General features: G+C 28.2%; 12 protein-coding genes. 8 read left to right on the forward strand and 4 right to left on the reverse strand.

Annotated features, from left to right (window positions below; all coding sequences use genetic code 11):
- Positions 1-192: 192 nt before the first annotated feature.
- From NT01CX_RS02315 to NT01CX_RS02325, 3 genes are read left to right on the forward strand one after another with little or no spacing between them, the layout of a single operon-like run.
- Positions 193-957, forward strand: a complete 765-nt coding sequence (locus NT01CX_RS02315; protein ID WP_011721425.1) for a GDSL-type esterase/lipase family protein — start codon at positions 193-195, stop codon at positions 955-957.
- Between the two features lie 13 nt (positions 958-970).
- A complete protein-coding gene (locus tag NT01CX_RS02320; protein WP_011721426.1) occupies positions 971-1,459 on the forward strand; it encodes a DUF4358 domain-containing protein in 489 nt (162 codons plus the stop codon).
- 50 nt (positions 1,460-1,509) lie between these two features.
- A complete protein-coding gene (locus NT01CX_RS02325) occupies positions 1,510-2,916 on the forward strand; it encodes an MBOAT family O-acyltransferase (RefSeq protein WP_011721427.1) in 1,407 nt (468 codons plus the stop codon).
- Between the two features lie 44 nt (positions 2,917-2,960).
- On the opposite strand, the gene NT01CX_RS02330 is transcribed toward NT01CX_RS02325, so the two are convergent.
- Positions 2,961-3,416 (reverse strand): hypothetical protein, encoded by a 456-nt coding sequence (locus NT01CX_RS02330; protein ID WP_011721428.1) that lies wholly within the window; start codon positions 3,414-3,416, stop codon positions 2,961-2,963.
- Between the two features lie 54 nt (positions 3,417-3,470).
- Complete coding sequence (locus NT01CX_RS02335; RefSeq protein ID WP_039238061.1) at positions 3,471-3,914, reverse strand: cell wall hydrolase; 444 nt, start codon at positions 3,912-3,914, stop codon at positions 3,471-3,473.
- 176 nt (positions 3,915-4,090) lie between these two features.
- Here NT01CX_RS02335 and lepB point away from each other — a divergent pair, with 176 nt between their 5' ends.
- From lepB to NT01CX_RS02360, 5 genes are all read left to right on the forward strand, one after another.
- Complete coding sequence (lepB, locus tag NT01CX_RS02340; RefSeq protein WP_011721430.1) at positions 4,091-4,624, forward strand: signal peptidase I; 534 nt, start codon at positions 4,091-4,093, stop codon at positions 4,622-4,624.
- A 429-nt stretch (positions 4,625-5,053) separates the two neighbouring features.
- Positions 5,054-6,889, forward strand: coding sequence for an ATP-dependent zinc metalloprotease FtsH (ftsH, locus tag NT01CX_RS02345; protein ID WP_011721431.1), 1,836 nt, complete (start codon positions 5,054-5,056; stop codon positions 6,887-6,889).
- Positions 6,879-8,999 (forward strand): HelD family protein, encoded by a 2,121-nt coding sequence (locus NT01CX_RS02350; protein WP_039223300.1) that lies wholly within the window; start codon positions 6,879-6,881, stop codon positions 8,997-8,999. The genes ftsH and NT01CX_RS02350 overlap by 11 nt, the downstream gene beginning before the upstream one ends.
- A 426-nt stretch (positions 9,000-9,425) precedes the next feature.
- Entirely contained in the window at positions 9,426-10,595 is a 1,170-nt protein-coding gene (gene trpB, locus NT01CX_RS02355; protein WP_011721433.1) for a tryptophan synthase subunit beta, read from the forward strand.
- Between the two features lie 163 nt (positions 10,596-10,758).
- Positions 10,759-12,198 carry an IS1182-like element ISCno1 family transposase gene (locus tag NT01CX_RS02360; RefSeq protein WP_011721434.1) on the forward strand — a complete coding sequence of 480 codons (1,440 nt, stop codon included), beginning with the start codon at positions 10,759-10,761 and terminating at the stop codon, positions 12,196-12,198.
- A 71-nt stretch (positions 12,199-12,269) separates the two neighbouring features.
- Here the strand turns inward: NT01CX_RS02360 and NT01CX_RS02365 are convergent, their stop codons facing one another.
- Together NT01CX_RS02365 and NT01CX_RS02370 are read right to left on the reverse strand one after the other, a co-directional pair.
- Positions 12,270-13,373 (reverse strand): PRK06851 family protein, encoded by a 1,104-nt coding sequence (locus tag NT01CX_RS02365; protein ID WP_011721435.1) that lies wholly within the window; start codon positions 13,371-13,373, stop codon positions 12,270-12,272.
- 128 nt (positions 13,374-13,501) lie between these two features.
- Positions 13,502-14,677: a cation diffusion facilitator family transporter gene (locus NT01CX_RS02370; RefSeq protein WP_011721436.1), complete on the reverse strand. Its 1,176-nt coding sequence runs from the start codon at positions 14,675-14,677 to the stop codon at positions 13,502-13,504.
- Positions 14,678-14,779 lie beyond the last annotated feature (102 nt).

Below are 14,779 nucleotides of genomic sequence, written 5' to 3' on the forward strand. Positions count from 1 at the left end.
GAATGTAATTAAATATACATTAATTATGTGTAGAAAATTAAAATAATATAAAGATATAAGGATTTTTTTTGTACTTTTTAAAGTAAATGTAACCTTTTGGAGTAAAAATATACTATAATGTTGTTTGGGAAATATTTTATTTATAAAATATTGAATACATATTAATAAATTGAGGAGGATAACAGAATACAAATGTCAAAGCGAAGGGTAAGAATTAAGAGTCTTAAAAGGTTTTTAATAAATATAATATGTATCTTTATGATTTTTACTGGAATTTCCCTAGTTGCAACCCATAAAATACCTAAAGAGGCAAATGTTTCAGCTAAAGTATCTAGTAAAAATGAAGTTAATGAAAAGTTACAAAATCAAATAGTTAATAGTGAAAAAAGTAATGATGCTGTAGCTGATAATAAACCTAAAGAAATTGAAGTGGAAAATAAGGTTTATTTTAAAGATTCCTTATTTTTAGGAGATTCTATAATAGAAGCAATGTCTTTTTTTGGTGATTTAGATGAAGAAAATGTAATGGGAATTATAGGTCTTACAATAAAAAAAGCTATTGTCAATGTTGATAAAATAAAGAATAGAAATCCTGATAAATTATTTATTATGTTAGGACATAATGATTTAGAGAACAATATGGATATGAATATGAATAATTACACACAATTAATAGAGAAATTAAAAGAAAAAATGCCAAATACAAAAATATATATTCAAGGAGTTCTTCCTGCTACTGAAAAAGCAGCTCTAAAACATAAATATCTATCACCAGATAACATAAAAAATTTCAATGATAATTTAAAACAAGTTTGTGAAAAAGAAAATGTAAAATTTATTGATCTATCGCCTATGATCAAGGATTTGGATAAGAGGGTTTATGAACCAGATGGAATTCATTTCAAAGAGCCTTTTTATAAAATATGGTTAGATTATTTAAAAATAAATTATAAATAAAGGAGAGATTAATATGAGTAATGTAAGAAAAAATTTTAAGAAAACTTTATTAGTGTTATTTACACTTATCTTTTCATCTAGTGTTTTACTAGCATGTTCAAAGGAGACAAAAAAAGACGTGTCAATAAGTGAACTTGGACAAAAAATCTCTAAAAGTACAGATGTATCTAAAATGAAACAAGGAGATGATTCTAAACTTAAAAAGCTATACAAAATAGATCCTAGTGAAGTTGAAGAGTTTATTCTTTATACAGCACCATCAAATATTAAAGCTGACGAAATAGCTGTAATAAAAGTTAAAGATTCAAGTAAAGTTAAAGAAGTAAAAGAAAAAGTAGAAAAAAGACTTAATAAACAAACGGCAAGCTTTAAAGATTATATTCCAGAAGAATATGCAGTATTAGAAAAACATGTTTTAAAAGAAAATGGAAATTATGTAATACTAGTAGTATCAAAAGATGTTGATAAAATTGAAAAAGCTATTGATGAAAGTTTTAAATAGTTTAAATAAAATGAATAAATATACATACAAATATATGGAGGGATATACATTTGGTTTTTAGTAGTTTGACATTTATGTTTGTATTTCTACCTATAACACTTATATTGTATTATTTGTCACCAAAATCTTTTAGAAATTTAGTGATATTTTTAGCTAGTCTTGTATTTTATGCTTGGGGAGAACCTATTTATATATTAATCATGATATTTTCTACTGTATTTGATTATTGTAATGGACTTCTTATAGATAAGTTCAAAGACAATAAAAAAATTACAAGATGTGTGTTTTTAAATTCTATGATTGTTAATTTAGGTATATTAGGATTTTTTAAATATTATAATTTTTTAATAGGCAACATAAACGATATTTTACATATAAATATAGCTACAACAAGTTTTCCATTACCTATAGGAATATCTTTTTATACTTTTCAAACAATGTCTTATGTAATTGATTTGTACTTTGAAAAAGTAGAGGTTCAAAAAAATATTATATCTTTTGGAACATATGTAACTATGTTTCCGCAGTTGGTAGCTGGACCTATAGTTAAGTATGGAGATATTGCAAAGCAATTAAATAAGAGAAAAGAGAGTTTAAACAAATTTGGAGATGGGGCACAACTATTTATAATTGGTCTTGGTAAGAAGGTTCTTTTAGCCAATAATGTAGGATTACTATGGAGAAGTATAAAAACAACTCCACTAGGTGAATTATCAATAGTATCTGCGTGGATTGGAATAATTGGATTTACATTTCAAATTTATTTCGATTTTAGCGGATATTCTGATATGGCAATAGGACTTGGAAAAATGTTTGGTTTTGATCTTATTAAAAACTTTGATTATCCATACATTTCAAGAAGTATTACAGAATTTTGGAGAAGATGGCACATGTCATTAGGATCTTGGTTTAGAGAATATGTATATATACCTTTAGGTGGAAATAAAAATGGGGCTTTGAAACAATATAGAAATTTATTTGTAGTTTGGTTCTTAACAGGACTATGGCATGGTGCTAGTTGGAACTTTGTTTTATGGGGACTTTACTTTGGGGTTTTTGTAACATTAGAAAAAATATTTATTTTAAAATTGTTAAAAAAGAGTCCTAAATTTATATCACATATATATACTATGTTTTTAGTTATTATAGGATGGGTTTTATTCGAATTTGACGATATGAGTGCTTGTATTAGTTTTATGAAAGTATTATTTGGATTTGGAAAAAATGCAATTGTAAATACACAAGCAATGTACTATATGTATACTAATTGGATATTATTTGTGATTTTAATCATTTGTTCGACACCATTACCTATGAAGGTTATATCATTTATAAAGAAAAAATTAAATACTATTAGTTCCGTAGCTTTACCTGTAGCATATTTAATTATAATGTTTATTTCTACAGCTTATCTTGTAAATGATACATATAATCCGTTTTTATACTTTAAATTTTAAATTTTAAAAATATGCCCTTAAAATTTTAAGGGCATATTTTAATATTATTTATCTGTATTTTCAGAACGTGTTTGGTTTGCTCCACCGAAAACTTCTACAAATTTTATAGAATAAAGGTCACAAACTTGTAAATTATTTGATCCAGCAGGATTTAGTATAATATAATCTATACCAACAGAGACTAATCTACCTGCACGGTCGGTAAGCATACCTGTTCCTATTAGAAAATCAACTCTTACATTTTTACCAATTTGACTTCTTAAGTATCCTTGTAGATAGTTTGGGTTTTCTTGTACTGGAACATTAGTATTACCAGCTGCGTTAGTTGATGCAGTTGGAACTGGACTTGGTGGATATTCTAAAGGGTTTGAAGCTTGTTTATTACAAGGCATCCCAGGAGTTACGGGCATCATAGGTTGAGCATATGTTCCCATTTGTTGCATCATAGGATTTTGAACCTCAGGCATTTGTCTATAATCGAAATCTAACCAATTTTCCATAAAAAAATCCTCCTAAAAATAATTAATATATATTTATAAATTTTTAATTATAGTCTAAGTTTCAGCATAAAGTTCCGTTGGATTATAAAAACAGTGTTGTACTACTCTAATTTGAAATGATCCTGTACCATTGTAAGGAAAGTTATATGGACAACTAGGTGCGAATGGATTAAAATACCATAAGGAATAACCTATGTTATATAGTCTATTTCCAGCAAGTGCCCAATCAGCTATGTCATAGTGAATTTGTTCTGGAGGGTTAGACCAAATTGTTTGTGGGTTAGGCTGTCCCCCAAGTACTGAACGAACACAGTCAAATTGTCCCTCTTGATAAATTACTTTTCTTATATCACCTTGACAGATTCTATTGTATTCACCATAAGGTACTCTAACTCTGTTCATTATTACAGTGGCTACAGCTTTCATACCATCTTCACCTTCGCCACCAGCTTCACATTTTATAATTCTAGCTAAAAGTTCTCTATCAGAATAAGCCAAAAATTTCACCTCACGAATTTTGCTTATAATATAATGTATTCAATGAATACAAAAAGGTACTTAGTTTTTTTATAAAAATTAATTTAGATTTTAAAACAGAGTATTAAATAATAAAATAATTCTAGTAAATTTTAATATTTATGATAAAATTATTAATGTAAAAGGAGATGTTATTTATGAATTCAAAAAAGATTTTTAATGAATGGGTAATGCCTATAGGTTTTGCTGTAATTCTTGTATTATTAATACATAAATTTTTATTTTTTCAAGTATCAGTTCCTACGAGATCAATGTATCCTACAATAAAGACAGGGGATAGAATAATTGTTTCGAGAGTATACAAAAAAGAAAAGTTACAAAGAGGCGATATAGTTGTATTTTACTCAAAAGAATTAGATAAAACACTTATAAAAAGATTAGTTGGATTACCAGGGGATAATATTATTGTAGATATAGATGGAAGAGTACATATAAATGGACAAGAAATTGATGAACAATATGTAGTTTATAATGGAGGAAAAACAGGAGAGTATAAGGTTCCAAAGGGATGTTACTTTTTCTTAGGTGACAATAGAGCTAATTCTTGGGATGCTAGATATTGGAATCAAACTTATATTCCAGAAGAAGATATAAAAGGGAAAGCTCAATTTATAGTATTCCCATTTAGTAGAGCTGGTAAGTTTAAAATAGGAGAATCAGTCGAAAAATAATATATTGAATAAAGGTATCAGATTTTACTGGTACCTTTATTTTTGCTGTAAAAAATGTCATACATGGAGGTGGGAGGGAAATACTAGATTTCTGTTCCATGTATGACTTGTGGTTTATATATTAATAATATTAAAAAGTTATTTAATATATCGGATTATAAACTATTGCTTATTAAAAATTTTATTCTTACTTTATATTGTATTATTAGTTTATTTTAATGTCAATAAAAGTATTAGCATATTTTTAATTAATAAGAAAAATATTTATTTAAAAGAAAAATATTTATGTATTAGAAAAAATGTTTATAAAATGTTATAAAATACCACATAATATAAAACCTTGTAGGGTATAATTATTAAATGTATAATAATCAATAAAGGTTTATTTTAAAGTAACATTAAGTATTAAATATAATTAGGAGGCAGAGGATGTTTAGCAATAAGAAATTTAAATACTTAGCGTATTATGTTATGGGTGTTATGGTATTGCTTCTTGTATTAAATTCGGTGCTTAGAAGTTCTAAAACAGAACATATAAAGTATAGTACTTTTGAAAAAATGATAGAGCAAAAAACTATTCAAGAAGTTCAATTTACTCATGATCAAATAATAATTATTCCTAAGGAACAAAAAGATGTAAAATCTAAAGTGAAATATACAACCAATATTGAAAAATTAAACATGACACCACTTATAGATAAATTGAAAAAAGCAGGAGTAGAATTTGATGGACCTATAAGTAATAATGATCCAATTAAGAAGTTTTTTATTGAGTGGATATTACCTATTTTAATTTTTATGATTATAGGTAGGATTATATTTGGTTCTATGGAAAAAAGAATGGGCAGTGGAGTTATGTCTTTTGGAAAAAATAACGCAAAAATTTATGCTGAAAATGAAACGGGAAAAACTTTTAATGATGTAGCTGGACAAGATGAAGCTAAGGAATCTTTAATTGAAATCGTTGATTTTCTTCATAATCCAGATAAATATGTTGCAATTGGGGCAAAATTACCTAAAGGAGCCTTGTTAGTTGGCCCTCCAGGAACAGGTAAAACTCTTCTTGCAAAAGCTGTTGCAGGAGAAGCTAAAGTTCCGTTTTTTTCTCTTTCAGGTTCTAGTTTTGTAGAGATGTTTGTTGGAATGGGAGCTTCAAGAGTTAGAGATTTATTTGAGCAAGCGAAACAGAAAGCACCATGTATAATCTTTATAGATGAAATAGATGCAATTGGAAAGAGCAGAGATGGAAACGTTGGCGGAGGAAATGATGAAAGAGAACAAACTTTAAATCAACTTCTAGCAGAGATGGATGGATTTGATGGTTCAAAGGGAGTTGTTATTTTAGCAGCTACAAATAGACCAGAAGTATTAGATAAAGCTCTTTTAAGACCAGGTAGATTTGATAGACGAGTAATTGTTGACATTCCAGATTTAAAGGGAAGAGAAGCTATACTTAAAGTCCATGCAAAGGATGTAAAAATGTCTGAAGATGTTAATCTTGATGAAATAGCTAAATCTACTCCAGGAGCTGTTGGAGCAGACCTTGCTAATATGGTAAATGAAGCTGCACTTTTAGCAGTAAAAAAAGATAGAAAAAGTGTTATTCAAGAAGATCTTGAAGAAGCAATTGATATAATAATTGCAGGTAAAGAAAAGAAAGATAGGATTATGTCTGACTCAGAAAAAAGAAGAGTTGCATTCCATGAAGTGGGTCATGCATTAGTTGCGGCATTACTTAAAAATACAGATCCTGTTCACAAAATAACTATAATACCTAGAACTACTGGTGCATTAGGGTATACAATGCAACTCCCAGAGGCAGAGAAGTATTTGGTTAGTAAGGAAGAGATGCTTGATCAAATATCTGTAATGCTTGGAGGAAGATCAGCTGAAGAAGTTGAATTTAATTCAATATCAACAGGAGCATCAAATGATATTGAAAAAGCAACTCAAACTGCTAGAAATATGGTAACTATATATGGTATGACAGAAAAATTTGACATGATGGCATTAGAATCAATGTCTAACACATACTTAGATGGAACACCAGTTGAAAATTGTAGTCCTCAAACACAAGCCCTTGCAGATGAGGAAACTTTAACTATAATAAAAAAAGCACACAAAAAGGCTATAGATATATTAAATGAAAATAAAGAATTACTAACTGTTATATCTGAAAAACTTATAGAAAAAGAAACTTTAATGGGTGAAGAGTTTATGGATATAATAAATAGTTATAAGAAGGATGATACTATTGAAGAATAATGAACTAGAAAAGGAAATTCAACAAGAATTAGACTTTGAACTTGAAAGTCAAAGAGTTAAAGAAACTGTTAGTACAATAAAAAAAGAAATATTAAATTATATAGATAAAAGAAAAGAATTATCTGAGCATTTAGTTGATGCTAGAAAACAAGCTGTTGAAGAGTATAAAGATGATGAAGATAAATTAATAGAGTTCTTTGACCATGAAAGATTTGTGGCAGAAGAAAGCTTTAAAGCTATAGATAGACGTTTTAAGGAACTTACAATTCTTCAGCCATCACCTTATTTTGGAAAAGTAAATTTTAAAGAAAAAGAATTTGATGACAATGAAGATATTTATATAGGCAGATTTGGAGTTACAGATGAAGCGGCTTACGAACCTATAGTTGTTGATTGGAGAGCACCTGTTGCATCTTTATTTTATGCAGGAAAGCTTGGAGATGCAACTTACAAGGCTCCTATGGGAGATGTAGATGTAGATATATTAGGTAAAAGACAATTTATAATAAAAAAAGAAAATCTTCTTGGAATGTTTGATTCAGAGTTAGATGTCAAAGATGAAATACTTCAAATGGTTTTAAGTAAGAAAGCTGGAGAAAAGCTTAAAGATATAATAATGACTATTCAACAGGAACAAGATAGCATTATAAGACAACCAAGGGAAAAAACTTTAGTAGTTGATGGAACTGCTGGAAGTGGAAAGACAACTATAGCATTACATAGGGTTGCATATCTTTTATACAATTATCGTAAAATACTTCAAGACAAAGTTCTAATACTAGGACCTAATGATATATTTATGGAGTATATCTCAACTGTTCTTCCTAGTTTAGGGGAAATAGGGGTAAGACAACAAACATTCAGGGAATTTGCCCAAGAGATATTAGAACTAAAGGATGTAATGAGTTTTAAAGAATATATGGAGAAGGTAGTAAATAAGGATGAAGAGTTTGTAAAAAATATATTATTTAAAACTTCAGAGCAATTTGTAAATGAATTAGATAAGTTTGTTCAAGTATTAAACAATGAGTATTTTATAATTGAAGATTTATATTTTGATAATGAAGTTATAGTTCCAAAGGATGCAATAGAAGAATTATTTGATTATTATAAATCAATGCCTCTTTTTAGAAGAAGTGCGAAAATAAGAAGAATATTGTTTTCAAAAATCAAAGATGTAAGAGATGCTAAAGTAAGAGATATAGAAGCTTGGTATAAAAAATCCTTAGAGTTCATTCAAGGTGATGATAAAAGTATAGAAGAAGGAGATTTAGATTATAAAAGAAAGCTTAAAATAAGAGAAGTTATAAAAAGCGTAATAATAGCTAAGAAATCTCTAGGCTGGTTAGATAATGAAAGTCCTTCTGAACTTTATAACGAATTAAATGGAGACAAAGAATTAACAGTAGATGATTTAGCTCCAATTCTATATTTAAAAATAAAATTAGAAGGATTGAAGTTAGAGGATGATATAAAGCATGTTGTAATTGATGAAGCTCAAGATTATAGTTTAATTCAATTTAATGTAATTAAAGAGTTAACAAACTGCAATGGATACACTATAGTTGGAGATAGAAATCAAAGACTTATTCCAGTTATTGATGAAGTTCCTATGACTAAATTAAAGGAAATCTTTGATAATGTTGAAGAGTTTAAATTAAATAAAAGCTATAGATCCACTGAACAAATTATGAAGTATGCTAATAAATACTTAAGTGAAGATAAAATAGTTCCTATTGTAAGACAAGGAAAAGAAGTTGTAGAAAAAGATTTTACAAGCAATGATGAATTAGTAGAAGAAGTAGATAAAACTTTACATGCCCTTAGAAAAGAAGGCTTTGAAAGTATTGCTGTAATTTGTAAGGATATAGAAAAAGCAAGAGAAGTTCATTCGATATTAAAACAAAAGGTAAATTTAAAAGTTTTAGATAGTGAAGATATGATATTTAATAAAGGAGAAATTATTATACCATCATACTTTGCTAAAGGATTAGAGTTTGATGCTGTAATAGTTATAAATCATTATGATATAGATTTAGAAGAAGATAAAATGATGTATGTTATGGCAACAAGAGCATTACATGAATTGTATGTATATAATATAAAATAAAAGTATTGACTAATATAAAATAAAGAGTTAATATATAATAAATTTTGTTAAACAAGTCATTGACTGGAAGTAGTAGCTTTAAGTATTTGTTTCAGCGAGTTGGAGTTAGGTGTGATGTCCAATAACAAATCTTATAGTGAATGGATCCATGAGACGCTAGGTGAAATTTTTTAGAGTAGCTAATGCCGTGATTCTCACGTTATAGAGATAGGATATATGGTAATTTATTTACTTCGTATCTGAAAAGAGAAAATATATTTTAGATAGTATAGGTATTATATCTTTTTCAGGTATAATACCTTTTAAATTTATTTTAAGGTATATTTTAAATTCGGGTGGCACAACGATTATAAAACTTCGTCCCAATATATTTGGGATGGAGTTTTTTTATTTATAAATTAAAAAATAAGAAAGGGGCAACATTCTATGAAAAAACAGTTTGGAAAATTTGGAGGACAATATGTATCAAAAGAATTAACTAGCACATTAAAGAATTTGGAGGAAAATTTTTTTAAGTATTGTAATGATGATGATTTTAAAAAAGAATATATATATTATTTAAATAATTATATAGGAAGACCATCGTTACTTTATTATGCAAAAAGACTTACAAAATCTTTAGGGGGGGCAAAGATATATTTAAAGAGAGAAGATTTGAATCACACAGGTGCTCATAAGATAAACAATGCTATTGGTCAAATACTTTTGGCAAAACGTATGGGAAAGAAAAAAGTAATTGCAGAAACAGGGGCAGGACAACATGGTGTTGCTACAGCTACAGCAGCTGCACTATTCGGAATGGAATGTACTATATTCATGGGAGAAGAAGATATAAAAAGACAAAAATTGAATACTTTTAAAATGGAGTTATTAGGGGCAAAGATTAAGCCTGTAAAATCAGGAAATGGAACTTTAAAAGATGCAGTAGATGAGGCAATAAAACAGTGGGTGAAAAGTTCTGATGATACTTTTTATGTATTAGGTTCGGCAGTAGGACCACACCCATATCCAACTATGGTAAGAGAATTTCAAAAGATAATTGGAGAAGAAACAAAAGATCAGATATTGAGGATGGAAGGAAGACTCCCAGATACTTTAATTGCGTGTGTTGGAGGAGGAAGTAATGCAATAGGATTATTTTATCCTTTTATTAAAGATGAGAATATTGAAATAATAGGAGTTGAAGCTGGAGGAAAAGGTGTAGAAACAGGAGAACATGGGGCAGCATTTGCTGATGGAAGAGTTGGAGTAATTCATGGAATGAAGACAGTTATTATGGAAGATGATAATGGCAATGTAAAAGAAGCATATTCTATTTCAGCAGGACTTGATTATCCAGGAGTTGGACCTGAGCATGCATATTTAAATGATATTGGAAGAGCAAAGTATGTATCTATAACAGATGAAGAAGCAGTTGAAGCTTTTAAGTATTTATGTGCTAATGAAGGAATAATTCCAGCATTAGAAAGTTCACATGCAATAGCTTATACTATGAAACTTGCTCCTAATATGGATAAAGATAAAATTATAGTTGTTAATTTATCCGGTAGAGGAGATAAGGATGTTGAAACTATAAGTGAGTATTTAAATAAATAAATTAAAGGAGCTTCTTTAATCTAAAGAAGCTCAGGCTGTTGATAAACATAATTTGTCAACAGCCTTTTTACATTTATTACAAAAAGGATTTTTAGTGTTTATGTAGAATATATATTTTAGAACAATAAATCTTTTAGCCCGTTAGGGCTCCTACGGAGGAAAAATGCTTACTAATAATGAAAGAAAACAAAATCAATTAGAACTAGTTTATATAGAAAATTTAGTACCTGAAAATCACATACTTAGAAAGATAGATAAATACATAGACTTTTCATTTATAAGAGATTTAACTAAGGATTTATATTGTCCTGATAATGGAAGACCTTCAGTAGACCCAGTTGTATTATTTAAAATGCTTTTTATCGGATACCTATTTGGTATACGTTCAGAGCGTCAGCTTGTAAAAGAAATCCAGGTAAATGTAGCTTACAGATGGTTTTTGGGATATGGACTTACTGATAAAATACCAAGTCATTCCACTATAAGCCAGAATAGAACAAAAAGATTTAGTAATACAAATATACATCAAGAAATATTTGATAATATTGTATTTCAAGCTATTAATAGAAACTTGGTTGATGGCAAAATTCTATATACTGATTCTACTCACTTAAAAGCTAACGCTAATAAACATAAATTTATTAAAAAAGAAATAACTAAATCCACAAAGGAATACTTTGATGAATTAGAGAATGACATTAATAAAGATAGAATTAATCATAATAAAAAACCTCTAAAAAAAAAGACTAAAATAGCTGAAACTAAGGAAATAAAAGTAAGTACAACTGATCCAGACAGTGGATATATGGTTAGAGATGGAAAACCTAAAGGCTTTTTTTATTTAGATCATAGAACTGTTGACGGAAAGTATAATATTATAACGGACGTTCATGTTACTCCCGGGAATATAAACGATGTAGATCCTTATGTTAAAAGAATAGAAACTCAAATAGAAAAGTTTAATTTTAATACAAAATATTTAGTAGCAGATGCCGGATATTCTACGAATCCTATTTGTAAACAAATTTCAGACAAAAATTATCAAGGTGTTTTTGGGTTCCGTTTAGGACCCCATGTTAAAGGAAAATATACAAAATATAGATTTCAGTATGTTAAAGAATTAGATGGATATGTGTGTATTAATAATTGCTTTTTAAAATATAGAACTACTACAAGGGAAGGTTATAAAGAATACGTAAGTAATGCGGAGCATTGTGCTTCTTGCAAATATAAAAATAATTGCTTAACATCTGATAAATCCATTAATAGAACTATACGTCGTCATGTTTGGGAAGACTATAAAGATCAAATTTTTAGATTTACTAAAACAGAAAAAGGTAAAAATATTTACAAACGACGTAAAGAAAAGATTGAGCGTAGCTTTGCTGATTCAAAAGAATTACATGGGCTACGTTATTGTCGCATGCGAGGAATTAAAAATGTTTCTGAACAGTGCCTACTTACAGCGGCAGTTCAGAATATGAAAAAGATAGCCATGGTGCTATCGCATTATTTTTTGTGTACATTAATTCAAATTTATTCCAAATTAACATACATAATAAATATTTTTCGAATGCTATCGCATAAAAGAATTTTGGCGTAAACAAAAGCCCCCAATTGTTGGGGGCTTTTTGAACAATCTGAGCTTCTTTAATCTAAAGAAGCTCCTTTAATTTATAATTTAGATCTATATTCTTTTTCGTATTTTAAAATTTTATTTATAACTTCATTAAACTTAGTTTCATTTTTTTCAAAGTTCATATTTGGAGTATAGCATTCTTCGAGTTTATCGTGAAGAGGTTTTTCAGAGGCTAAGATATCTAATCCTTGATTTAATAATGAGTAGAAATTTTCTTTAGATTGATTTATGTTGTTAGAATATTTCTTTAATAAAGCACTATCACATAATTCTTCCATGTAAATTTGATTACCCACAAATTTTTTCTGATTTATTTCATTGGATGTTACAATAGCTATACTTAAGGATGGAATTAGTATATGTTCTATACGTTCTGGAATTAAAGGATCATGGTATACTTCAACATTTAATCCTCGTTTTATAGATTCTTTACATAGATAATCTAGTACGTTTGTTTTTGAGGTTCCAGGACCACCATTTAGCACATAAATTCTCTTATAATTATTAATTAATGTATCAATATAAGTTATGATTCCTTTTGGAGTGAAACTAGTAGCGAAAAGATGTCTATCATGTCCAAGAGATGAAACTTCAATATTATTTAGTATTTCTGTTTTTAAATTTTCTTTTAAGAGATTTAGTTTAGATAAATCTAATGCATCAGAATTGTAAAAACTCCAATCATCATGAATACTTTTAGCAGCTGCAAAGTATCTGTAAGCACGATTAAAAGTATTTTTAATATCTTTGTTAATAGAGATTATATCGGTTCTATAAGATGAAAATCCACTTTCCCTCCAACAATCTCCCATGTTTAAAACTTCATCTATTACACCAGGATATTTAGGGTCTACAATATGAGGTGATGTACCATCTAATAAAGCGATTTTTAATTTTTTTATTACTACAGCATCTAATGAATCACTATCTGATGAACAATGATGGTATTCTATGTTATATCCTTTTTCATTAAAATATTGCCCTACTTTTTTCATAAGATATGATTTACCTGTACCAGGTCCACCTTTTATACAAAAAATTCTTGTGGCTGTTTCCTTTGGTAAAATATAATCAAATAAAGAATAAAAGCCCCTTGATGTATTAGCACCAGGGAAAAAATGCTTAAATTCACCTTTCATTAAAATCACACTCCTTTTTAACATCTTATATAGTATATTAAACAAGAAGTGTATTTTTTCCAATAATTTATAAAAAATATACCTTAAAAATAGTTATTGGTATTTTAAGGTATATTTTTATGATTTATTTAACAAAAATGTTTGTCAATTGTTATTACAGCATTAAAGTTAGGGTGAAGTTTTTTTAATTCAGAATCTATTCTCTTACACATATCTTCACCATTATTTTCAACATCAAAATCACAATTTACTACTACATCAAAAATTAAATTCTTATATTCTCCCTCTCCAACCATTCTAAAGTCATGAAATGATTCTATTTCAGGAAACTGTTTTAGGATCTTTTCAACGTAATTTCTAGTGCGATTAATATCTTTGTCATCTGTATTTATTGGATCCATATGTATAACTAAAAACAATCCGTACTTTGAGGATAATTCTTTTTCAGCTTTATCTATAATTTCATGAATAGTGACTATTGATATATCACAAGGTACTTCCGCATGAAGGGATCCCATTATTCTTCCAGGACCATAATTGTGAATTATTATATCATGAACACCGCATATATTATCATAGCTTAATATATCATTCTCTAATTGTTGTATAAATTCAGGATCTGGAGCTTCTCCTAAAAGAGGATCTACTGTTTCTTTTACTAAAGAAAAACCAGAATACAATATAAATAAGGATACCACTATTCCTATGTATCCATCTATAGGGAAATCAATCCACTTAGATAATAATAGTGATAAAGCTACTGTGCTAGAAGTTATAACATCTCCAAGTGCATCTAAAGCAGAGGCTTGAAGTGCTGAAGAGTTAATTTTTATTCCTATATATTTATTAAATCTACTTAACCATATTTTAGCTAGAATTGATATAAGTATTAATATAAAAGGTATAGCTTGAAAATAAACTTTTTCTGGATTCATAATTCTATTAAACGAGGATTTAGTAAATTGAAAACCAACTAGCATAACCATGAAGGCAACTATAAGTCCAGACAAGTATTCTATTCTTCCATGTCCAAAAGGATGTTTTTCATCTGCAGGTTTTGATGCTATTTTAAATCCAGCTATTGTAATAATTGAGGATAACGCATCAGACAGGTTATTAAATGCATCAGCAGTAATAGCTATACTTTTAACTATAAGACCAACGGATAGTTTTATAAGGAAAAGAGCCATATTTACTATTACACCAATTATACCTCCTAGATATCCATAAGAATCACGAACTTTGGTATCGGAAATATTTTCATGATCTTTTATAAATTTAGATACTAAAAACTTTGATAACATAATACTTCCTCCAAATTTTAATAATTATGTTATATATAATAACATTTTTATTATTAAAATCAAATGTTTTTGAATATGGTAGGACTTTATTTGTATATTTTG

It is taken from the genome of Clostridium novyi NT (assembly GCF_000014125.1).
GTDB classification, from domain to species: domain Bacteria; phylum Bacillota; class Clostridia; order Clostridiales; family Clostridiaceae; genus Clostridium_H; species Clostridium_H novyi.